23 protein-coding genes and 1 pseudogene are annotated in these 20,739 nt (G+C 40.1%); 7 read left to right on the top strand and 17 right to left on the bottom strand.

Translation table 11 applies throughout. The features are described from left to right. The first annotated feature begins 84 nt into the window (after positions 1-84). Both H6G69_RS26075 and H6G69_RS26070 read left to right on the top strand, forming a co-directional pair. Positions 85-561 carry a hypothetical protein gene (locus tag H6G69_RS26075; protein ID WP_190692027.1) on the top strand — a complete coding sequence of 159 codons (477 nt, stop codon included), beginning with the start codon at positions 85-87 and terminating at the stop codon, positions 559-561. Between the two features lie 203 nt (positions 562-764). Then, positions 765-1,172 carry a hypothetical protein gene (locus tag H6G69_RS26070; RefSeq protein ID WP_190692026.1) on the top strand — a complete coding sequence of 136 codons (408 nt, stop codon included), beginning with the start codon at positions 765-767 and terminating at the stop codon, positions 1,170-1,172. A gap of 112 nt (positions 1,173-1,284) precedes the next feature. Here the strand turns inward: H6G69_RS26070 and H6G69_RS26065 are convergent, their stop codons facing one another. The 3 genes and pseudogenes from H6G69_RS26065 to H6G69_RS26055 form a co-directional block, all read right to left on the bottom strand. Continuing rightward, positions 1,285-2,841, bottom strand: a complete 1,557-nt coding sequence (locus tag H6G69_RS26065) for an ATP-binding protein (RefSeq protein WP_190692025.1) — start codon at positions 2,839-2,841, stop codon at positions 1,285-1,287. Between the two features lie 235 nt (positions 2,842-3,076). Further along, positions 3,077-3,586, bottom strand: a pseudogene (locus H6G69_RS26060) (nickel-dependent hydrogenase large subunit); the annotation flags it as partial. Positions 3,587-3,686: 100 nt separating this feature from the next. Continuing rightward, positions 3,687-4,649 carry a hydrogenase small subunit gene (locus H6G69_RS26055; protein WP_190692024.1) on the bottom strand — a complete coding sequence of 321 codons (963 nt, stop codon included), beginning with the start codon at positions 4,647-4,649 and terminating at the stop codon, positions 3,687-3,689. Positions 4,650-5,438: 789 nt separating this feature from the next. Between H6G69_RS26055 and H6G69_RS26050 the strand changes: the two genes are divergently transcribed. From H6G69_RS26050 to H6G69_RS26035, 4 genes are all read left to right on the top strand, one after another. Next, complete coding sequence (locus tag H6G69_RS26050; RefSeq protein ID WP_190692023.1) at positions 5,439-6,428, top strand: hypothetical protein; 990 nt, start codon at positions 5,439-5,441, stop codon at positions 6,426-6,428. 37 nt (positions 6,429-6,465) lie between these two features. Beyond that, on the top strand, positions 6,466-6,705 hold the full coding sequence (locus H6G69_RS26045; RefSeq protein ID WP_190692022.1) for a hypothetical protein: 240 nt from the start codon (positions 6,466-6,468) through the stop codon (positions 6,703-6,705). An 8-nt stretch (positions 6,706-6,713) separates the two neighbouring features. Continuing rightward, positions 6,714-6,938 carry a hypothetical protein gene (locus tag H6G69_RS26040; protein ID WP_190692021.1) on the top strand — a complete coding sequence of 75 codons (225 nt, stop codon included), beginning with the start codon at positions 6,714-6,716 and terminating at the stop codon, positions 6,936-6,938. An 88-nt stretch (positions 6,939-7,026) separates the two neighbouring features. Next, positions 7,027-7,872, top strand: coding sequence for a NifU family protein (locus H6G69_RS26035; RefSeq protein ID WP_190692020.1), 846 nt, complete (start codon positions 7,027-7,029; stop codon positions 7,870-7,872). 207 nt (positions 7,873-8,079) lie between these two features. Here the strand turns inward: H6G69_RS26035 and H6G69_RS26030 are convergent, their stop codons facing one another. From H6G69_RS26030 to H6G69_RS26005, 6 genes are all read right to left on the bottom strand, one after another. Next, positions 8,080-8,451, bottom strand: coding sequence for a hypothetical protein (locus H6G69_RS26030; RefSeq protein WP_190692019.1), 372 nt, complete (start codon positions 8,449-8,451; stop codon positions 8,080-8,082). Continuing rightward, entirely contained in the window at positions 8,444-9,448 is a 1,005-nt protein-coding gene (locus H6G69_RS26025; protein ID WP_190692018.1) for an LLM class flavin-dependent oxidoreductase, read from the bottom strand. The genes H6G69_RS26030 and H6G69_RS26025 overlap by 8 nt, the downstream gene beginning before the upstream one ends. Before the next feature lie 12 nt (positions 9,449-9,460). After that, positions 9,461-9,823 (bottom strand): hypothetical protein, encoded by a 363-nt coding sequence (locus tag H6G69_RS26020; protein WP_190692017.1) that lies wholly within the window; start codon positions 9,821-9,823, stop codon positions 9,461-9,463. 351 nt (positions 9,824-10,174) lie between these two features. After that, positions 10,175-10,486, bottom strand: a complete 312-nt coding sequence (locus H6G69_RS26015) for a hypothetical protein (protein ID WP_190692016.1) — start codon at positions 10,484-10,486, stop codon at positions 10,175-10,177. Between the two features lie 2 nt (positions 10,487-10,488). Continuing rightward, positions 10,489-10,770, bottom strand: coding sequence for a hypothetical protein (locus H6G69_RS26010; RefSeq protein ID WP_190692015.1), 282 nt, complete (start codon positions 10,768-10,770; stop codon positions 10,489-10,491). A 30-nt stretch (positions 10,771-10,800) separates the two neighbouring features. After that, positions 10,801-11,205, bottom strand: a complete 405-nt coding sequence (locus tag H6G69_RS26005; RefSeq protein ID WP_190692014.1) for a hypothetical protein — start codon at positions 11,203-11,205, stop codon at positions 10,801-10,803. Positions 11,206-12,277: 1,072 nt separating this feature from the next. On the opposite strand from H6G69_RS26005, the gene cysK reads away from it, so the two are divergent. Then, positions 12,278-13,222, top strand: coding sequence for a cysteine synthase A (gene cysK, locus H6G69_RS26000; protein WP_190692013.1), 945 nt, complete (start codon positions 12,278-12,280; stop codon positions 13,220-13,222). 158 nt (positions 13,223-13,380) lie between these two features. Here cysK and H6G69_RS25995 read toward each other — a convergent pair whose 3' ends face one another. The 8 genes from H6G69_RS25995 to fdxB form a co-directional block, all read right to left on the bottom strand. Continuing rightward, entirely contained in the window at positions 13,381-13,854 is a 474-nt protein-coding gene (locus H6G69_RS25995) for an ArsC/Spx/MgsR family protein (RefSeq protein ID WP_190692012.1), read from the bottom strand. A 209-nt stretch (positions 13,855-14,063) separates the two neighbouring features. Further along, positions 14,064-14,675, bottom strand: coding sequence for a cupin (locus H6G69_RS25990; RefSeq protein ID WP_190692011.1), 612 nt, complete (start codon positions 14,673-14,675; stop codon positions 14,064-14,066). Between the two features lie 5 nt (positions 14,676-14,680). Continuing rightward, positions 14,681-14,848, bottom strand: a complete 168-nt coding sequence (locus tag H6G69_RS25985; RefSeq protein ID WP_190692010.1) for a hypothetical protein — start codon at positions 14,846-14,848, stop codon at positions 14,681-14,683. Positions 14,849-14,920: 72 nt separating this feature from the next. Continuing rightward, the gene (locus H6G69_RS25980) at positions 14,921-15,403 is read right to left on the bottom strand and encodes a hypothetical protein (protein WP_190692009.1); all 483 of its coding nucleotides are present in this window, start codon (positions 15,401-15,403) and stop codon (positions 14,921-14,923) included. A 445-nt stretch (positions 15,404-15,848) separates the two neighbouring features. Beyond that, positions 15,849-16,439 (bottom strand): heme-copper oxidase subunit III, encoded by a 591-nt coding sequence (locus H6G69_RS25970; RefSeq protein ID WP_190692007.1) that lies wholly within the window; start codon positions 16,437-16,439, stop codon positions 15,849-15,851. Positions 16,440-16,569: 130 nt separating this feature from the next. Next, on the bottom strand, positions 16,570-18,249 hold the full coding sequence (ctaD, locus tag H6G69_RS25965) for a cytochrome c oxidase subunit I (RefSeq protein ID WP_190692006.1): 1,680 nt from the start codon (positions 18,247-18,249) through the stop codon (positions 16,570-16,572). Between the two features lie 197 nt (positions 18,250-18,446). Continuing rightward, on the bottom strand, positions 18,447-19,421 hold the full coding sequence (locus tag H6G69_RS25960; RefSeq protein ID WP_190692005.1) for a cytochrome c oxidase subunit II: 975 nt from the start codon (positions 19,419-19,421) through the stop codon (positions 18,447-18,449). A 511-nt stretch (positions 19,422-19,932) separates the two neighbouring features. Beyond that, positions 19,933-20,226 (bottom strand): ferredoxin III, nif-specific, encoded by a 294-nt coding sequence (fdxB, locus tag H6G69_RS25955; RefSeq protein ID WP_190692004.1) that lies wholly within the window; start codon positions 20,224-20,226, stop codon positions 19,933-19,935. Between the last annotated feature and the right edge of the window lie 513 nt (positions 20,227-20,739).

Genomic DNA, 20,739 nt, shown 5'->3' with positions numbered 1-20,739 from the left:
ATAATATGTGGATATTGATGATCTGCAAAAAAGTTCTTGGTATGTTGATGTACATCAGTACAAGTTATACATATAAGCAAAGAGATGGAAAACATTATATTAAGTTTGCTAGATAATGGCATAGATTATATTCTTGAGGCAGTACGTCCATTATTTCTTAATCGTCTTGAATCTCCACACTTTCTTAAATATTCCATATTACATCTCTACTCAGGAATTGAATTATTACTAAAAGAAAAACTTAGACAAGAGCATTGGAGCTTAATATTTCAAGATGTTAGTAGTGCAGATCCCAGGAAGCTTCAAAGTGGGGATTTTGTAAGTATCTATCATGATGAGTTGCTTAAAAGGCTTAAGGGTATTCTAAACATTGATATTAACGACAAACCATTTAAAATGCTTCGAGCCTTAAGAAATAGATTTGAGCATTTTGAGGTAAAAGTATCTATCAGTGAATGTAAAGAAACTATTGCTTCAGCATTAGATGAAATTATAAACTTCTGGGATAAACACCTAATTGACAAGAGTACAGTTGAACAACAAAAAAGTTTGGGCAGATAAAATCAATTGCAACTAGTTATGAAGAATATAAACGGCAAAGGCTAAAAAAGTTCGAGCCAGTAATTAATGGGATTACTGAAAGTAATAATGGAATTCTTGTTGTATGTCCGAGTTGTCGGTCACTTGGTTTCGTAGTCTTTAAGGATGATCATAAAGATTGTAAGTGTTTTGTCTGTGATGAAAAAATTGCAAAAATTGATTATTTGAAAAATACGATAAAACAAGAGAAAGATAATGAAGAATTTTCATTTTTACCCTTTGAACCATACGATACAAAATGCTCATCCTGTGGTTCAGAAACAAGAATAAGAAATAACATTTCAGATGATGAAACTATGTATTATTGCTTGAACTGTCTTGATACACAAGTCATCTCAAAACAAAAGCAAAGAGATAAAGAGTTTAATAAATGGGTTGAGAGGTTGTATGCTGAACATACAAATGACGAAGTTATGTCGATATTGAAAAATGAGATGTTGAAATTGGAAGAAAGTCTAATAGAATCAGGTTCTATGAGTAGAGAAGAAGTGGAAAGAGAAAGACAATTCAGAAAAGAATCATATCGTATTGCTCTTTTGGAAGAGTTAAAAAGAAGAGATTTTGAAGCATGATCGCCAATCCAGTAGGGTGCGTTAATGGAATGTAACGCACCTTATAATTTCACTGTTAAACATATTTGAGAAAAGCGATCGCTCAAACAAACAAATCAATCATACAAAATACTCAAGCCCGAATCACAGTAATCCGACGCTGATTTTCTGTCAGCACAACCTGAGTTGATAAACGTTCTTCCATTGGTAGGGCATTTTTACGCCTATCAAACACAAATAACCAACCAAAATCTAACCCCAAACGCCCTAAATAGGATTCCAACTGCTCAATCCCCTCAGTTTGGGGGTCACGCTTCTTCTCCCGCCATACCTTTAACTCGATACCTAACGTGACATCTTTGTAACGCAGACATAAATCCATTCTGTCACTACCAATTGCATATTCCCTCTCCAAGACTCCACCACCATTAACCACACGATGCAAGAAAGCCATTAATACGATGTGGGGGGCAATTTCATGGTAGCTAGTGCTACCTAATAACGGTTCTCCATGCTGTCGCCAAAACTTGAGAAATGCTGCCAGTAACGCATCTATATTTAATTCACCTTCTGGAGTTAACCAAGTTGGTGCAATCACTGGTAGGGAAGCCATTGGTGTCACTGTTAACACCCTGGGTAAAACTTCCCGATAGATGGGATTAGCAATGGTTAATCCACCTTGGGGGTGCATTTTACACAATCCCAAATCAATCACAAATTGAATATCATCATTGGGTATATCCCCCAATTCCAAACCTGCTAACATCGGTTCAATAATTGCTTTTATCCTGGGTTCTCGTAAGCGTTCGGCTAAACTATCAAGATGAGTATCTTGACGGGCAATTAATATTTCTTTTGCTTGTAAAATATGTTCTTTGGTAATAGAAATACTTCTATCTTTCACCATTTTTTCCACAACTTCTTTAGCCAGAGCATTCACTAACCAAGGTTGTCCTTGAGTTAAATCAAAGGCTGTTGCTGTGGCTTCTGGTGTGAAAATTTGTCCTGTTTCTTCTGTATGTTGTTGATATAGTTCTGCCACTTCCTCGGCATTAAAATTTCTGAGGGTAATGGAAGTTACTTTAATATTAAAAGGACTGGATGTGTTTAATCTGTCACTACCACCCGATGCTACTTTGTAATCCCGCACATCCCTTAAACCAATTAATCCTACCGATGAGGGAAAATTTTCTGGACGATTAGGAAAACCATCTCGTAATTGCCGCAATACTGAAATTAGTGTTTGGTCTTGTAGGGAATCAATTTCATCAATAAATAATACTAAAGGTCGAGGTAAAGCTTTTGCCCAACCTTGCAAAAAAGCTTTAATTCTGTTTCCTGCTTCTTCCTTTTGCCATTGCTTAACAGATGGTTGCAATTCATTAGATAAGCGAATAGAAATCGTATCATACCAAGTTCCCAAAATTGCTAATTCTGCTGCACCTGGGTCATGATTAAAAGCACTTCCCACTTCTACCGATACCACTACTGCTGCATAACGTCCTGTGGCGGTCAGTTGCTGTGCTAAAGCTAACATTGCTGTGGTTTTCCCTGTTTGTCGCGGTGCATGAACGACAAAATAACTTTCTTGTTCAATCAGCATTGATAAGTCTGGGAGACGACTTGTGGCTGAGATGGTGTAGTGCTTTTCAGGGTTACAAGGGCCTGCAATGTTGAACCAGCGAGGCATGAGACTTTGAGGGTTAGCGGACACTTTGAGTTTAGACGATTTTGGAGTTGGAGCAGGCAATGTAGGGAAAAGTTAGGTAACGCCTGAGAAAAGGAAATAACTTTTAGTAGATAAAAATAAATGGATTTATGATGTTGCTGGAGTGGGTTTATTGCCTAATTTAAGGAAAACTGAGGGAATCATTGCACCTATCCTGGCAAATCCTTACTACATAAGCCATTTCCTAATTTATTTCCATATAACTGCTGTGCGGCCATTGTCCACCTAGTAAGGCGTAAATTTCTACGGGTTTGGCCGAAATAGTTACACCGAGTTCGTAAGATTTCCCGGTGAAGGCAGAAAAGCGTCGGACTGCTTCATCATAGAAGCGACTACTACGGTAGTTTTTATTGGTTAAGTCAATGGCGAATAATCCATAAAAGTAACGGGGGATACTTTGGATAGTTTCGACAATTTGACCGAGGTTTCTGGCTAAGATGGCATTGCGTGGTACTTCTGTACCCCAGGCTGTATCCAATGCCCAGGATGCAGAAGTTAAGTGAGAACCACCACATATACCGCAAATCCGAGGTGTGACAATTAATCCAGCTTGGGGGTCTTTGCCACGGAGGATAATTTCAAAGCCGCGAAATAGTTCGGCGTGAGTCCAGGCGTTGACTACATAGCCATCAGCGATTTCGACGCGGACATCTAAATCACCCTCGACTCTGCCGACGGGTGATATATCTAATGTTTGTTTTCCCATTGGTTAGTAGACCTCTTGCATAAATATTTTTTTGCCTCACGCAAAGGCGCAAAGGCGCAAAGGAAAGAAGGAATTTCGCAATAAGTCTCATCACTACGAACTAAACTGTGAAAAAGTCTTCTTCTGCCCATGCTGGTGCGGCATCTTTGGCGACCATTGTGAGGAGGGCGTAGTCTTTTTTGTTGACTCCTGGGGGTACTTCTTTGGGAACTCCCATGACGGTTTGGGTTTTAAATACGGTTCCGGGTTTGAGGTCAAAGAAGGGAAATTCTGGTTCTGTACAACCTAAACACGGCATTCCGGCGCGGGTTTTGGAGGAGACGCGGTTCCAGAGGATGCGGTTGCAGGATGAATGAGTCATGGGGCCGCGACAGCCTAAGTCGTAGAAGAGACAGCCTTTGCGTTGACCAAATTCGGCGGTGGTTGCTTTGTAGGCAAAGTGGACGTTGCGTGTACAGCCTGTTTGGGTGAAGGTATTGAAGAAGGTTTGGGGACGATTTAGTTCATCCAAAGCAATATCGCCGATGCGTCCGGTAGCGATCGCCACTAATATCTGCGTTATCCAATCAGGGTGTGCGGGACATCCGGGAATGTTGATTACTGGTAATCCTGATTTGGCGCGGAAGTCTTTACCTAAAAAGCCGCCTTCTTGCCGTTTGAGAAATTGTAAGCCTTGGGATTCGCTGGGGTTGGGAGACATTGCGGGAATCCCGCCCCAAGTGGCACAATCTCCGACAGCAACTATGAAGCTGGCAGCTTGGGCTAGGTCTGTTAACCAATCTTTCATGGGGCGATCGGCAAAGCGATTCCATTCACCTGTGCCGTTGGGGGCATTTACTACACTGCCTTCAAATACCAAAATATCCAAAGGAATGTTACCTAAGATGCAGTCCCACAGCAGGGTTTGTAAGTTGTTGCCTAATTCCAACCCCAAGGAAGGATGCCAAAGCACTTTAATGCCAAAGTCAGATATGAGGTCGCATACTGTCGGTTCTTCGGCATTGAGAAACGACATGGTGTTGCCCGAACAGGCCCCACCTTGCAGCCAGAGTACGTTAGTCATTGGCTATGGGTCTTCTATTGTTTACCATGCATGATTCAGGCGATATGTCTTGTAGAGCCTCGCCTGTTTTTAATGTTTATTCTTTACAATAAGAGATTTTTTTAGTAATTTATTTTTTATTAAATAAAAATTAATAATTAACCTTTTTTACCAATCAGATTAAAATGTGTTTTTTATGTACAAAAATAACAATTTTATCGATAAAAATATGCTATTTTATGCGATTTTACAATGATGTTGATAAGCTGATTATTAATTTAAGTTTAGATGATTTATTTGTCAAGGATTAGATGATTTTATTTGTAATTTATAAATTACGTATGAGCTACGGCACAAACCACAGAGGCTCAGAGTTCACGGAGAAATGGAAGTTTGAAAAATATTTATGGTAAGCTTTATCTTTAATAAAAAAATACTTTCAAGTCTGATTTTTATTACCTAATATAAGTGTATTTTTTCTTACTAAATTACTGATTTTATCTGTGAAATTTATATTTCAATAATAAGAATTATGTTCGCTAGTGATACCAAAATATTTTTGAATAAGGAAGTATTTAAATTTGATAATAATATTGTTAATTTCCCTCTAGAAATTTCTAAATAGATTGTTTTATAGTAAAAAAATTGATGTACTTAATCTCGGCAACTAGATATTAGAGATTAAATCTTAAGTGGTGGGAATCAAAGCCTGCGTCAATCAGCATAACCTTTGATTTGAGTGAGGATGTGGTTCTATCTTTCATGGGTGTTGCAAACTAAATTCCTCAAATAGCTAGAGTATGGTAATTTATGACACCTAGCATTACAGATTCAGCAGTAAAGGCGGCAGTTGCGGCTATCACCTCCGAGTCAGCCACAACAGCAGAAAAAATCGAGATGCTGATTGAGATGGCGCAAGGCTTTCAAAAAAAGCCGAAAACTGCCCAAGATTTGCGGAATGCAGTTTCGCTATATTATCGGGCTTATGAAATGTGTGGTGAGGAATATCCTCTACTGAAAGCCCGCGCCCAGGTGGGGATGGCTGGTACATTACAAGCAATTCCTGATGCGGGTATGGAACTGCTAGTACAAGCGAAGACGGGTTATGAAGAAGCGTTGCCCATCTTACAAAAGTTAGCCTCTGCAGAAGAAGTTGCAGAGACACAGATGAATTTTGGACTGGTGTTGCAAGCGTTAGCACCGCATAATTTGGCGCGCATTAGCGACAGCATCCAAGCTTATCATGAAGCGTTGCGGGTGTTTACTTGGCAAGATTACCCCCAAGAGTACGCGATTTTATACAACAATATTGCGATCGCGTACCTCTCAATGCCAATGGCATCAGAACGGGAATACTTGCGTCAAGGGTTAGCCGTGCAATCTTTTGAAGTCGCTCTCAAGCATATTAATCTGATTGAGCATCCGAGAGAATATGCGATGTTGCAAAACAACTTGGGTAATGCTTTGCAATATTTAGTAAGTTCCCATCCTGTAGACAATAATATCAGAGCGATCGCTGCATATAATGAAGCCCTCAAAGTGCGTAATGCTAGAGATACACCTTTAGAATACGCTAATACAATCTCTAACAAAGCTAACGCTTTATTCAACTTACCCGACGAACCAGAAAAACCCGAATTAGGGAATCCCAAAAATCTCTTACAGGCACGAGAATACTATCAAGAAGCTTGGTCAATTTTTACGCAACATCAACAACTTGACCAAGCAGATGTAGTAGTTCAGGCTTTGAAAGATGTAGAAGCAGAAATCAGAACTGGGGGAGTAGTGAGTAGAGAGTAGGGACTAGAAAACAGCTAATTAAAAAGGATAACTAGAGATGAGTGATTTTTTGACAAGTATGGTGTCTAGCGACATCAATATAGTTACTGGATTTGTTTGGATAATCATTGCCACAATTATATCTATGATTGGTGGTGCGATCGGCGGCATAATCTTAGCGGGAAAAGATATTGGTTATTCATTTTCAGCCATGCTAGGTGCATTTTTCGCTCCGGCTGGTGCTATTCCGGCAATTATTTTAGGTCTGGCAGTAATCAATTTGCTGATTAACTATTAGGAGGCATAATGTTGAAAATTGGGTTTTATTCAGCCAAGCTATTTCTTCAAGGCAAACTCATACGTGACCCCGCCTATTTTATTCGCCAAACTACCATCGGAGTCAGCATTGGTTTGCTATCACTACTGCTACTTGTCCAAATAGCAACTCCTTTATGTATTCCCATTACCGTGTCTAGTTTAGTGACAGGTATGGTTATGCCTTTCCTCCTCAAAGATTTCAAAACGAAGTAATTTGCTAGTCAATAGTCAAACAATTTCATACTTCATCCTACCCTGCGGGAACGCCAGGGGCGAACATACTTCATACTTTAATTGACTAATGACAAAACTTGAGGAATTAATTGCAGAAATTAATCGTTTTGAAGCGATTATATCCGATTGGGATGAAAGCCAAAGGTGTGTAGCAGTCGGTTTAAAAAGGGCAATTGAGGATTTACATAAAGAAGCATTGACGCGGTTGATTAAGAGTCTCAAGCAAGAGTCTATGTCAGCATTACGTCATGCGGCTGATGATGAAGTCGTGTATGCAGTTTTGCTATATCACGACTTAGTTAAACCACCGCTACCACCAATATTACAACGGATTCAAACAGCCTTAGAAGAGGTACGCCCAGGGTTAAAAAGCCATAAGGGTGATATAGAATTAGTCGCCTTTAAACCGCCAGATACTGTAGAAGTTAAATTGATTGGTACTTGTAGTAGTTGTCCGGCTTCTAATTTGACATTAACTCAGGGAGTAGAACAAGCAATTAAAAATCATTGTCCAGAAATTAATCAGGTTGTTGCAGTTAGCGATCGCCCAACAGGAGATAATAGCAATACTAATATAATTAGCCCCTTCTCTCCACAAATCAAGGCGGCTTGGGTGAAAGTAGCAACTATTGATCAGGTTTCCGATTTAGATATATTTGCTACTAAGGTTGCTGGTCATGCCTTAATTTTATATCGACAAGGCGATCGCATTAACTGTTATCGCAATGCTTGTTCTCATCTAGCATCGCCGTTAGACACAGGTCAGGTAGAAAATGGCATCCTCACCTGTCCTATACATGGATTTCAATATCAGTTAGCAACAGGAGAATGTCTGACTGCGGCTGATGTACCTTTGCAGGCTTATCCTGTTCAAATTAAAGGTGAAAAGGTGTTTGTGCAGTTTCCTAGATGAATATCTATTGGTTTATCGTTAATCTTTTGTTGATAAACTTTCGTAGAGACGTTATACATAACGTCTCTACATTATTTAAAATTTCTCTCAAAATCTTATGAATCTGTGCCTGGAACGGTTCGATAAAATCTTCTTAACCCGAAATATTTTGATCAAGAAAAACCCAGCTTTTTACGAATAACTGGGTTTAACAAATTTTTGAATACTCTATAACCAATCTCGATAAGCGGCTATTTCATGCACACTAATTTCTAGTGGCGCACCTTTACCAAATGGTGGATGTACTCTGATTTTAGCATTAGTTGTAAATCTCTCTAATCTATTACCTAACTGAGGAATACTACTGACAATATGCCAGTAAGATACGATGTCAGGGCAATCAATTACTAACAAAACTTTTGTATTTTTATCTGTTAGATACCACTGACAATTATTGAGTAGAGCTTGCGTAATGCGATCGCAACTGTAATAAAAACATCTGCCAATCGCTTGCTCTAACTCTAAGTGCAGCATTCCATCCTCTCTTGTAACCTTAGTTGGTGGTAAATCATCGGGTGGAAGCTGGTTTAATTTAGACATAATTGCGTACCTCTTGGTTGTAGCACTGCAAACTTTCAAGGTTTTTTTGCATATCAAACGATGCGGGTTTGAGTGCTAATGTCCCTAGATTCAATTCGTCCTGAAATTTTTTGATTTTGTCTCGACAAGTGATAGCATCACCAATGATTGAGTTTTCCATCAAATAGTCTTCGTCAAAACAAATGTTTGTCCGTTCAAATGGTTTATGACCGTTATAGGAAATATTCTGCATTACTACTGCCGCATTAGCTTGCATTTTTTGGCTAAATTGGCGGATAAAAGGCATTGCTTCGTTGATAGCAGCTTCTTTAGTGCTGCTGACAAAAAAGAACCGCGCTAAGACAAATTTATCTGCACCACTCGGATTAATTTCTCGGTATCGGCTGAGTGTTTTTTTCAATCTCTCTAGCGCGAAGGGTGGCCCCCCCATTAAGCTAAAGGAATTTTTAGCCGCAAATTCAATGCTTGTTTCATCACCACTGGCTATATAGACAGGGATTTGCTGTTGCAAAGGTTTAGGATAAACTGTGAGGCGATCGCATTGATAATACTGCCCGTAAAATGAAACTTCTTTTTCATATAAAAGCTTTTGAATCAATGCCACAGCCTCTAACATTCTGGCACGAGATTCTCCCATAGAAATCGCAAAATGTTTATTTTGCTGAGGAAAAGGCCCGCCTTTGGCAACTCCAAATAATAGTCTGCCATTACACAAATTATCTAACGTAGCAATATCTTCTGCTACGCGAATTGGGTTGTGAAATGGTAATAAAACCGCCGCTGTACCTAAGCGAATTTTAGAAGTGACACCCGCTAAATGTGCCATCAATACCAGCATGGCAGAACTGAGATTGACTTCACTAAAATGATGCTCACTTATCCATGCTTCGTCAAAGTTTAAGCTTTCAGCTTGTCTGACTAAAGCGACTTGCTCAAAAATAGCACGACGGGCATTTTGATGATGATTTTCGTAATTGCAGAAAAGTCCAATTTTCATTGTTTACTACTTTTAGGTTGCCACCATTTGCAACTCCAACCATAAACGTGGATCGGTATCTTTCAGCTTTGATTTAGGGTCTCGAATCAAGCGTTTCGCATTCATACAAACAACTTGCACTAATCCCATATTGTCTGCTATGTCTCTGAGAATTTTTTGTTGTTCTCTAATGTGGGGCAACATTTCCTCAGAGCAATAAATACCTATGTATTGCAAACGTCTAGGAGGTCTTCCCCAAAAACAGGTGATGACTTTCACATGACACCCGTCTAGTAGTTCACCAGTTTTTGGATAATATTCGCTGACAATTCGTTTGAATTCTTGAGCGATGATATCTTCAGTAATCATTTTAGCTGATGTTTCTGTAGCGTTCATCACGATATTTAATATAACACATATTTGTCAACTAAGCATGACATAAAGTGTAGTTTATATTGCTTTTTGTGTGAAAAAATATATAGAAAATATGATAAATTAATTTTGATTTTAGAAGTAGATAGTAGAGATAGTTAATTTATTTATAATCCAAAAACCACGGCTTATTAAATAAGCCGTGGTTATAAAATTTGCCAACTTTTGATATATGTTATGCGACAACAGATTGATTATCGGGCATTGCTGATTAGTGGGATGTTTTTTGTTTCGCGCAAAGGCGCAAAGGCGCGAAGAATCAATATTTTATTTTTGTTAAACATCTCAATTCATCCCGCATTTATGCAACGCCGATTATCGATATTTTCTTTCTGCTACTAATACTTCCGCCACCATTTCCGGTAAATCAGAGCAATCAGCAAATCCTTCTTTACCACTGATAGGAGAAATAAATGTATAGCTTGGGTCGCATTCTCCTGTATCGTAGACTTGAATAAACCATCTATCAGGAAAACCTTCTACACCCAACTCGACAATATACCAATACTCGCCAACTAAACGAGATTTGATAATAGTAAACCACTCTCTATATTCGTCACGAATATTCCAGTCTGCTAAGAGAAACTCTAAAGCTATATGTCCAGCATCAGTAGCCGTCAGTAGCATGATTACTCCTTGTTAGGCACTTCAGATTTTGCAGCTTCGGAATTATTAAAATCGGGATATAAACCTAATTGTTTAGCAAGTTCACGGGCTACGTGAAATAAAAATTTAGCCCCATCTTGATTACCCTCGTGGGCAAACATTGTAGCAACTCTCGCTATTGCTTCGATGAAATTAGCGTCAATTAATTCTGAATGTGCTTCTAAAATTTCTGGTTCTTGACCATTAGGACATTTGAGTAATTTATCAATTAAATCAAAATATTGGGCTTGCCGTGCTTCAGTCATAATATTTTGTAATTGTGTAAGGTGGATTGGTTATTGTTCAATGCTTTGTTGCCAAAGTCTTTCTAACATTTCTACTTGTTCTTGAAATACGGCGGCGCGATGCGCTAGATACCTGTCGTATACAAGAATTCCTAACCCAATACATATAGGGGTTAGCAAGATAAACCATTGCAGGATAATGGCAAATTTATAGATAGAATCAGTTGTGAGCGGTTGGTTCACGATGTAGCGATCGCAATTATTAATACCAGCCGTTACCGGAGGATACAAGGCTTGATTGACTTTGTTAATCTTATTAACTTCACAAGTTAGATTCTGTGCCTTAACTAACTCTCCATGTTTTTCCCAAACTACTCTTAGGACTACCATTGCTGGAGAAATTACGATTAATGTCACAATGCAAACTGTGAGAACATTTAAAAGTTTGACTTTCATTATTGCTCTCCTTGGCTAGGCAGAAACTAGAGGCTAGAGGTGAGATATTAGAAGTTAATTTAAATAGTTTTAGATCGTGAATTTGTCAAACTTATTGGCTTTCAAATCCCCGAACTCATAATGAATTCGGGGATTTAATCGTGATATTTATTAGCTATTGGATAATTACTGGTTTTGATAAAAATTATCTTTTTATACCTGCTCAATTAACGCCTTCTTACCCAAAAATCAAAATGTGGAGTTAAGAAGTCCCCCCTAGTTCGCTAGCAAGCTAGAAAATTTCGGGGGGTAGAGGGGAATCTCTGCGTAAATCCTATATGTTTTATATCAGTCGCATTTTTGTATGGCTGTTTATTTGGTGCAGATTAAGTTTATTAAATTGATTAAATTTGTACTCAAGCCGTCAAATCTTGACTATAGAAGAATTTCAAAAATTACTTGGTGTATGGGGACGAGTATTTTCGGGTCAAGGGACTAGTATTGCTGATCAGGGGGTCTGGTAGTTTTGCACTCAGCCTCAAATCTAGACAGGATAGAGTGAAAAACGATTTTTTAGGATTGTTTTTAATGAATAAATTTTGTACTCAAGCCAAAGAATAAATCTTTTAAATAGCTAATATTTAGTGATTTTTCAATTAAATTAAGGCAAAAAATCAAGATTTGATGAGTTAATTATTCTGCTGTATTTAACTTACATTTTAGAGCTTTGTGTCTGGTTTTCGAGATATTTTGCCAAACTGTCAAATAAGACGTTGATTTGGTTTCTAATCTGTTGAAAAATAGGAAATGCTATTTATGTTATTGGTTTATTAGACAGAAGATAATCTGATTAAGTTCCTGCAAACTAACTGAAGTTTAGTATTTTCAAATACTTAAATCAGACAATTTGCAGCCAATGGTAGTGAAAAATCCAAATTCAGGTGTCAATTAACCAAAATTATTTATGGGTGTTACATATTTATGCTTTAGTGAGAGTAAATAGTTTTGGCGATCGCTCATCTCAACAGTTCCCCAAAAATGATAGTTATAAGTAAATAGGCTGCTTTAAAATTAAAGGTTTAGGAGTTAATTTATGCGAATTGCTAACGATATAACAGAACTAATCGGTAGAACTCCCTTAGTTCAACTAAATAAAATACCTCAAGCCGAAGGTGCAGTAGCGCGGATAGTTGCCAAACTCGAAGGGATGAACCCAGCCGCTTCTGTAAAAGACCGGATTGGCGTAAGTATGATTAATAACGCCGAAGCAGAGGGTTTAATCAAGCCAGGAAAAACTATCTTAGTCGAACCTACCTCTGGGAACACAGGAATCGCCTTGGCAATGGTCGCCGCCGCCCGTGGTTACAGCCTAATTCTAACTATGCCAGAAACCATGAGCCAAGAACGCCGCTCAATGCTGCGTGCTTATGGTGCAAAACTAGAGTTAACACCAGGCCCAGAAGGAATGCGGGGCGCGATTCGCAAAGCCGAGGAAATTGTAGCGAACACACAAGACGCATATATGCTGCAACAGTTCCGTAACCCAGCTAACCCCAAAATTCACCGCGACACCACCGCCGAAGAAATTTGGGAAGATACAGACGGGGAAGTAGACATTGTGATTGCTGGGGTTGGGACTGGCGGAACAATTACCGGAATAGCCGAAGTATTGAAACAACGTAAACCCAGTTTCCAAGCGATCGCAGTTGAACCCAGCAATAGCCCTGTCCTCTCTGGTGGCGAAGCAGGCCCTCATAAAATTCAAGGTATTGGCGCAGGGTTTGTCCCCGATGTCCTGCGCTTGGAATTGGTGGATGAAGTCATCCGAGTTAGCGATGACCAAGCCATGCTTTACGGACGCAGGTTAGCCAAAGAAGAAGGTTTGTTATCAGGTATTTCTTCAGGTGCAGCTTTGTGTGCTGCATTGCAAGTAGCAAAACGACCAGAAAATGCTGGTCGTTTGATTGTGATGATTCAGCCTTCCTTCGGTGAACGTTACCTCAGCACCGCAATGTTTCAAGATTTGAGCCTTAGTTGAGAAGTAAAAAAGGAAACAAACAAGCTTGGGCGAATGGAATTCGCGGCTACACAAGCGAAGTCCGCCTGCGCGGACTAAAGATTTGAAACCCGCGTAGGCGGGTTTTGTCTGTGTAGCTGCGGTTTCTAACCGCCCATATTTGTGCGTCTCTACATTATTTAATGTTTACAATTACCATGACCGTGGCCGTGTTCATGGTGGTGATTACCACCGTGGGCGCAGCCTTGCAAATCCTTACTCATCAGGTCTTCACTCATAGATTGGAAGGATTCATCAACAGGTTTTAAGCCAATCCAAGCGTCAAGTTTTTCGACCTCAAAACCGACTTCGCGGCGATCGCCTACTTGAAGTAGAGGGCGGCGAATTAATAACGGATCACGCAACATCTGTACCAAGGCGGTTTCCGCGTCGATATTTTCGGGAACAATCTCGCCTGATTTTACCTTGGGCGCAGCCCGATTAAACCATTCAGATACAGGGCGATTACCAAAAAATGACCGTAAGCGCTCAATCGTCCAAGGTTCGGTTAATAAGTTGTATGCAATTACTTCATGACCAGCCGCCGTCAGCAACACTTTTTGTCTAGTACCATTTTTACAGCCTGGTTTTTCATAAAAAATTACTCTTGCCATTGTGCTTGCTCCTAATCCACTTTATGGTTTAGGACTTACGCAGATTCCACTCTAAATTAGGGGGTGTAGGGGGGTAGGGGTATAAGGGAAAGATGTTTATGTTTGTGAGATTTTCTTGTGGTTAAAAATGCTGAGTCACACAATCTTCCCCTACACCCTGGTTACTGAGCGCAGTCGAAGTACACCCTTTCTTCTCCTACACCCCTCTACTAAAACTTCCTTGCCGTATGGGTAACTAAATCAAACTCAAATCTTTGTTTTGGATCAGTTTCCCCATAAATATTAAAAGTTACAGTGGGTTCATCACCGACTGCTTGCACGCTGTGAATTGCATCAGGAGTGAAACTCACAATATCTCCTGGAGATAAAATTATTTCTCCTGTTTGTTCAATTTTAGCTGAAGTTGTTGAGTTATCTGTACGTCGCCAAACAGTGTTTTTTTCTTGACCTTTTAACACCGCGACAACTCCCCAAGTGCCATGATTATGAATATTTGAAGTTGTCCCTGGTGCAAAAGTTACTGTTTGGACAGTTAACGGAAAACCCAATTCATCGTATAAGAGAAGAACAGAAGTTCCTGTTTTGGGGCAAGGCTCTAAATGTTGACTTCTCACCCAGTAGGAATTGGCAATTAAGCGCCTCACCAACATCCTAATTTCTGGTAGACGGCTAGATTCATCCTCAACACCATTGAGAACATCTTCTACCTCAGTCAAAAAACGATAGAGGCGATAATTTTCTCGCAATAAATCCCATGCTCTGACAGATTTACAAATTTGATACTGACCGTCTCCAGTAAGTAGCCAATCCCTACCTTGCATAACTTTTAGAATTTATATTGAGAAGTTGAAGGCATAACAATTATAGGTGCTGCATACCAAGGAGAACTGGTATCGGGAAGACTTACAGGGGATAAGTTAATAGTAGTGGGTAGTGGATTGTCAGGCATGGCAAATGTAGCAAAAGTTTTGGACAAAGAAAAATTGTTCATCATAGTTTGTAAATTTTTACTGTTGAGTTTTGCTAGGTATTTGACGGAACAAAACAAAAAGAAAAAGTTAAAATTTCAATCTTCTTCTTCTGCTGGACGTGTCAAAATATCCAGCAGGATACCAGCACCATAATCATTTTTAGGGTCAATTTCTTGTACCCTGATGCTGATTTGTTTGGCTTGTTCGATGTTTCCTAATTTAGCTAAAACCAAACCAGTAGCAGAGTAGGCATTTAAATACAATCTGATTTGGTTTTCTTCCCTCCGATTTATGAGTATGGGTTTTAGCTGTTCCCAACTTTCCGGAAAATTTTCTGCTTTTTTAATTTTATCTAATAATTTGGTTATTGTTTGCAAGGCGAGAGAATAATTATTTTTGTAGTAAAAATATCTATAAGCTGAAACTAAAATGTCTGTATTTTCTCCGGCTTCGGTGATGGCTTGTTGCATATATTTCTCGGATTCAGAATTATTATGCCAAGTATCAGCAGCGAGAATTAGTAATTTTTTGACATTTTCTGGTACTTGAAACCAAGAAAATCTATTGGTATCGACCATAAAAATTCTGAAGTGTGAAGTATGAAGTATGAAGTATGAAGTGTGAAGTATGAAGTGTGAAGTATGAAGTATGAAGTATGAAGTGTGAAGTATGAAGTATGAAGTGTGAAATTTGTAGGGTGTGTTATCGCGTCAGCGTAACGCACCGAATTGATTGGTGCGTTACGGCAGAAAGAATAGTTTTCTTTATTCACATCTTGCACCTAGCCCCAGCGAATGGAATTCGCGGCTATACAAACGAAGTCCGCCTACGCGGACTAACGCAATATCAAGGGTTTGGAACCCGCGCAGGCGGTGAGGGGGTCGCAGTCTTGGCGGTTCCCGTCGATTGCGAACCCCCGAACCCGAAGGGGTTTTGTCTGTGTAGCTGCGACTTCAGTCGCAGGCGTGCAAGATATGTGTTTACATTGAATCACTTTGTGCGGTAACACACCCTACTCATCACTTAAAACTGTGTGAGAATGTACAACAAAGAAAAAAGAACAATCCAAATGATGTCTACGAAGTGCCAGTAAATTTCTGCCATTTCGATGCCGGTGTGTTTGGTGGCGGAGTAATGGCCGGGACGTTGCGATCGCTTCAGTACTCCTAAAATCAATAACAGTCCCACAAATACGTGCAATCCGTGGAAGCCTGTCATGATGTAAAAGCAGTTAGCAAAGATATTGGCTGTCATGCCATATCCCAAGGTTAGGTACTCATACACTTGACCTAACAAAAACATTGCGCCCATAACGGCGGTCACTTTGTACCACCATTGCATTCCGGCGACGTTATTCTTTTTAATCGCCATATCACCAAAGTGAATGACGAAGCTGCTAGACACCAGAATGATGGTGTTAATTGTCGGAACGAGTAGTTCTACTTCTGTTCCTTCTGGCGGCCAGACATCTGTAGTGCCGCGAAAGAACAAGTATGTGGCAAAGAATCCGCCAAACATTAAAGATTCGGAGATGAGGAAGGTTAATAATCCCGGAACTCGCAAATCTGGATGATGTTCTTCGGTGTGGTGTTCGCTGGGTGTGGCGACTGTCATATTTTTACCATCTGAATTTTTCAGGGGGGAATTTTGACCTCTCCCCTAACCCCTCTCCTAAGAGGAGAGGGGAATCTATCTGACTCCCCCTTCCCTACGAGGGAAGGGGGTTGGGGGGTTAGGTTTATAACTACGCACTCACTTCAGGTGTTGCGGTGGGTTGTGCTTCGGGGCTATGGCCGTAGTCGTAGGGGCCGTGAGTGACTACGGGTAAGACTTCCCAGTTTTCAATCAATGGGGGTGAACTGGTTGTCCATTCTAAGGTTAAAGCCCGCCAAGGATTATCACCAGCAACTTCGCCTCTACTCCAACTCCACAGTATGTTGATGGTAAAGGGGATGACTGATAAGCCTAAGATGAATGCGCCGATGGTACAAATTTCATTCAAGCTAGTGAATTGGGGGTCATACATGGCGACTCGTCGGGGCATACCTTGTAGACCTAATTCGTGCATCGGTAAGAAGGTAAGGTTTGTCCCGATGAAGGTGAGGGCAAAGTGAATCTGACCCAAGGTTTCGTTTAGCTTGTGTCCGGTCATTTTGGGGAACCAGTGATATATACCTGCGTAAATACCAAATACGGAACCACCAAATAAGACGTAGTGGAAGTGTCCGACTACATAGTAGGTATCGTGGACGTGAACATCAAAGGGGGCTGTTCCCATTGTTACGCCGCTTAAACCACCCATGACGAACATCGACAATAAACCAATGGCAAATAGCATGGCACTGGTAAAGCGGATTTTTCCACCCCAGAGGGTCGCCACCCAAGCAAATATTTTTACGCCAGTGGGAACAGCAACGATGAGGGTAGAAATTGTGAAGAACATCCGCATCCAACCGGGTGTACCACTGGTAAACATGTGGTGTACCCAAACGAATAATCCGACGACGCAGATGGCGACGCTGGAATAAGCGATCGCTTTATATCCGAAAATTGGTTTACGGGCGTGAACGGGAATGACTTCGGACATGATGCCGAAAATTGGCAGAATCATCAGATATACTGCCGGGTGAGAATAGAACCAGAAAAGGTGTTGATAGATAACAACGTTACCGCCTGCATCTGGTTTAAAGAAGGATGTGCCGAAGTTTAGGTCAAACAACAGCAATACCAAACCCGCAGCTAACACAGGTGTAGAGAGAAGTGCTAGTACTGAGGTGGCTAAGATTGCCCAGCAAAATAAGGGTAGTTGATCCCATTTCAAGCTGGGGACTTTCATCATTAAGATGGTGATGACAAAGTTTAGGGAACCCAAAATTGAGGAAGTACCGACTAAGACAATCGCCAAAATCCATAGAGATTGGGCAACTGGCGCGGTAACTAAACTCAGTGGTGGGTAAGCTGTCCAACCTGATTGGGAACCACCAAAGAAGAAACTTGCTAACAGCAATAATCCGGCTGGTGGGTTTAACCAAAAAGCGATCGCATTCAGTTTGGGGAATGCCATATCTCTAGCACCAACCATCAACGGTACTAGATAGTTGCCAAATCCCCCAATCGCACTGGGAACAATCCACAGGAAAATCATGATTGTCCCGTGGTTGGTCATGAAGGCGTTATATAGGTTGGGATCGAGAATATCCGCATCTGGGGTGGCGAGTTCGGCGCGAATGGCAATAGCCATCAATCCACCGATGAGGTAAAACAAAAACGCCGTGACTAGATACTGAATCCCGATTACTTTATGGTCAATGTTGAAGGTGAAGTAGTCGTACCATTTCCACTTTTTGGGATGTGCAGTATGGGTAACGGCTACTTGTGGATTTTTATCGGGCGGTGTGTTCCGAGGTAAGTCTGTTTGTGTCATAAGTTTGTCCTTTCTTACAAAGTTCTGATCGGAGGAAGCCTCCGTTCAGACTTTGCGCTTTGTCATTGGTCATTTGTCATGAGTCATGAGTCATTGGTCATTTGTCATTCGTTCTTTACCGTTGACTCCTAAACAAAGAAGCCTAAAGTGATGAAGGATAAAAAATTTCATACTTCATACTTCACACTTCATACTTTCTATTGACCTTTGACTATTGACTCTAGAGTTGCTGCACTCACGCCCAGGTGTTGGATGTGAGGCGCAAGGAACTCGGAGGGTGATAAGTCGGCGGGATTAATTGCGATCGCTTTTTGCAAGTCTGGTTTTTGGGCGAGTTGGGTTTCTTTCAACCAGCTATCGTATTCTTCTGGTGTGTGGACGATGACTTGCGATCGCATAGAACCGTGATAGCCACCGCACAGTTCCGCACACACGACGGGATAAGTACCTGTTTTAGTGGCGGTGAAGCGCAATTGAGTGGGGATACCGGGAAGTGCGTCTTGTTTCACCCGGAATTGTGGAACCCAAAAGGCGTGAATCACATCCTGGGCTGACAAATTCAACTGCACATCAGCACCTACAGGAATATGTAACTCACCAGTGGTAACGCCACCGTTGGGATACTCGAAAATCCAAGCAAATTGCATTCCGGTAACGTTCACTACCAAATCCGCAGGTTTGCTTTCTCCTCGACTCGCACCAAGGCCAATGCTTGGGGCTGAAGTTGGTTCTGGGATATCATTGAGGGTAGCGGCTAGGGCAGTTCCAGAACTATGGGCAACATGAGCCGGAGAATGGGCGTGACTTCCTGGCTCCAAACCACCCATCTGATTAAAGACATCTACGCTATAAATGCCTAAGCCAATCACAATCACTGATGGGATAGCTGTCCAGAAAATTTCTAAAGGAACATTGCCCTCTATTGGTAAACCATCGGTTTCGTCACCGCGACGGCGACGAAACTTTACTAAAAAAATCAGAATGGTGCTTTCTACAACCAGAAATAAAGCGATCGCAATGGTAAACATGATGTTAAAAAATCCATCTACCAAAGGAGCTTGTTGTGATGCTTGTACTGGTAATAGTGCGTGATTTTGACCAACCCAAACACTAAACGCTGTAACTGCCATACCAGCAACTAGCGTCCATAGTGAAACAGGAATTTGTTGCATAAAAGCTCCTGTAAGGATGAAGTATGAAGTGTGAAGTATGAAGTATGAAATTTATTTGGTGAACTTCATTTTTTGATACTTCATTAACACACTTAACTTCACGATTTAAATCAGTACAAAAGCTTATAATCAAATTCTGTCGATATTTGATTTTTGACTTTTGAGTTCTACTTATTAACGTTGTATCTTACATAATGTAAAACTTGGGAGAATTTTCCAAATCTCTTCAGATCCTTCCCCCAAAACTTAACAATATTTCTAATAAATTCGACCAGAGTACCTTCTAGTTCTACAAGCAGTAATAGTTGTTGTCAGAGGGTACTATTAGTTCTCATTTTGAACATTCAAAATAGCAGCAAGTATGATTTAGTTAATAAGTAACAATTTACAATTTACGCATTTGTTTACTATGAACTTTTTCACCATTCCTAGTAATTAGATCAATTCCCCTCAATTTACCTTGCTGAGTACCCCCTTATCAACACAACAACTTTGAAGTTTCCGCAAATGTTTAGTTGTTCAATTCAGCGTGGCTGTAGCAGTTCTTAGGACAAATCCGAGAGCAAGCTTCACAACCAATGCAGTTCTCTGGATGAGCAACTACCATGACTTTGCGCTCGATTTCATCATCTTCTTCATCTTCGACAAATTCGCCTTCTTCATTGAGTGCTTTTAAATCCAGCACACTATACCCACACACTTTAATACATCTGCCACAGCCGATACATTTATCTTTGTCAATCTCCTGGGCAAATTTAGGTGTCCAGGTTTTACCTCCAAATGTCAATCCTGTTAGTGCTGCCATGAATAAACCTTCGGCAATTTTGCCAATCTAATCGTTTGTACTTAATTTCATACTAACTTAATCTAATTGTTTTGTTTTGTTGTGAAACAATTAATTTTTCTTTCATTAAAATTTGATGACTTTTCATCTGTTTTCTAGTTAATTTTGATGATTTAAATGAGACTTTATAGCAATAATTTTCATATTTTTTGATAAAAATTGTAGTATTCAATGATTCGTGTCTGCCAAAATCCCCGACTTCTTTAAAAAGTTGGGGATTTGCATTGCCTATATTTAGTTAAATCAATTACCTTAAAGTTAATTACTGCCTAAATTAATAATGCAATTCTTTTGCAGCTTTTAGCCGACATCAAAAAGACAGTAAATCACTATACAAAACTTATGTTCTTTCATTACATAAATATATTTGCAATTTGTATTAGCAACGTATTGTTATTTAGCAATAAAAATGCCCAAAGTACCAATAATCTGGTAATTTGAGCATTTCAATTCAAAATGTAATTTTTATAGCAG

The organism is Nostoc sp. FACHB-110, assembly GCF_014697425.1.
Lineage (GTDB): Bacteria > Cyanobacteriota > Cyanobacteriia > Cyanobacteriales > Nostocaceae > Nostoc_B.
This window is presented reverse-complemented; position numbering and strand designations above follow the sequence as displayed.

Bases quoted from the DNA above. Each gene is read 5' to 3' on its own strand.
- H6G69_RS26075 (WP_190692027.1), top strand. From the start codon at position 85: ATGGAAAACATTATATTAAGTTTGCTAGATAATGGCATAGATTATATT.
- H6G69_RS26065 (WP_190692025.1), bottom strand. From the start codon at position 2,841: ATGCCTCGCTGGTTCAACATTGCAGGCCCTTGTAACCCTGAAAAGCAC.
- H6G69_RS26055 (WP_190692024.1), bottom strand. From the start codon at position 4,649: ATGACTAACGTACTCTGGCTGCAAGGTGGGGCCTGTTCGGGCAACACC.
- H6G69_RS26050 (WP_190692023.1), top strand. From the start codon at position 5,439: ATGACACCTAGCATTACAGATTCAGCAGTAAAGGCGGCAGTTGCGGCT.
- H6G69_RS26045 (WP_190692022.1), top strand. From the start codon at position 6,466: ATGAGTGATTTTTTGACAAGTATGGTGTCTAGCGACATCAATATAGTT.
- H6G69_RS26040 (WP_190692021.1), top strand. From the start codon at position 6,714: ATGTTGAAAATTGGGTTTTATTCAGCCAAGCTATTTCTTCAAGGCAAA.
- H6G69_RS26035 (WP_190692020.1), top strand. From the start codon at position 7,027: ATGACAAAACTTGAGGAATTAATTGCAGAAATTAATCGTTTTGAAGCG.
- H6G69_RS26030 (WP_190692019.1), bottom strand. From the start codon at position 8,451: ATGTCTAAATTAAACCAGCTTCCACCCGATGATTTACCACCAACTAAG.
- H6G69_RS26025 (WP_190692018.1), bottom strand. From the start codon at position 9,448: ATGAAAATTGGACTTTTCTGCAATTACGAAAATCATCATCAAAATGCC.
- H6G69_RS26020 (WP_190692017.1), bottom strand. From the start codon at position 9,823: ATGAACGCTACAGAAACATCAGCTAAAATGATTACTGAAGATATCATC.
- H6G69_RS26015 (WP_190692016.1), bottom strand. From the start codon at position 10,486: ATGCTACTGACGGCTACTGATGCTGGACATATAGCTTTAGAGTTTCTC.
- H6G69_RS26010 (WP_190692015.1), bottom strand. From the start codon at position 10,770: ATGACTGAAGCACGGCAAGCCCAATATTTTGATTTAATTGATAAATTA.
- H6G69_RS26005 (WP_190692014.1), bottom strand. From the start codon at position 11,205: ATGAAAGTCAAACTTTTAAATGTTCTCACAGTTTGCATTGTGACATTA.
- cysK (WP_190692013.1), top strand. From the start codon at position 12,278: ATGCGAATTGCTAACGATATAACAGAACTAATCGGTAGAACTCCCTTA.
- H6G69_RS25995 (WP_190692012.1), bottom strand. From the start codon at position 13,854: ATGGCAAGAGTAATTTTTTATGAAAAACCAGGCTGTAAAAATGGTACT.
- H6G69_RS25990 (WP_190692011.1), bottom strand. From the start codon at position 14,675: ATGCAAGGTAGGGATTGGCTACTTACTGGAGACGGTCAGTATCAAATT.
- H6G69_RS25985 (WP_190692010.1), bottom strand. From the start codon at position 14,848: ATGATGAACAATTTTTCTTTGTCCAAAACTTTTGCTACATTTGCCATG.
- H6G69_RS25980 (WP_190692009.1), bottom strand. From the start codon at position 15,403: ATGGTCGATACCAATAGATTTTCTTGGTTTCAAGTACCAGAAAATGTC.
- H6G69_RS25970 (WP_190692007.1), bottom strand. From the start codon at position 16,439: ATGACAGTCGCCACACCCAGCGAACACCACACCGAAGAACATCATCCA.
- ctaD (WP_190692006.1), bottom strand. From the start codon at position 18,249: ATGACACAAACAGACTTACCTCGGAACACACCGCCCGATAAAAATCCA.
- H6G69_RS25960 (WP_190692005.1), bottom strand. From the start codon at position 19,421: ATGCAACAAATTCCTGTTTCACTATGGACGCTAGTTGCTGGTATGGCA.
- fdxB (WP_190692004.1), bottom strand. From the start codon at position 20,226: ATGGCAGCACTAACAGGATTGACATTTGGAGGTAAAACCTGGACACCT.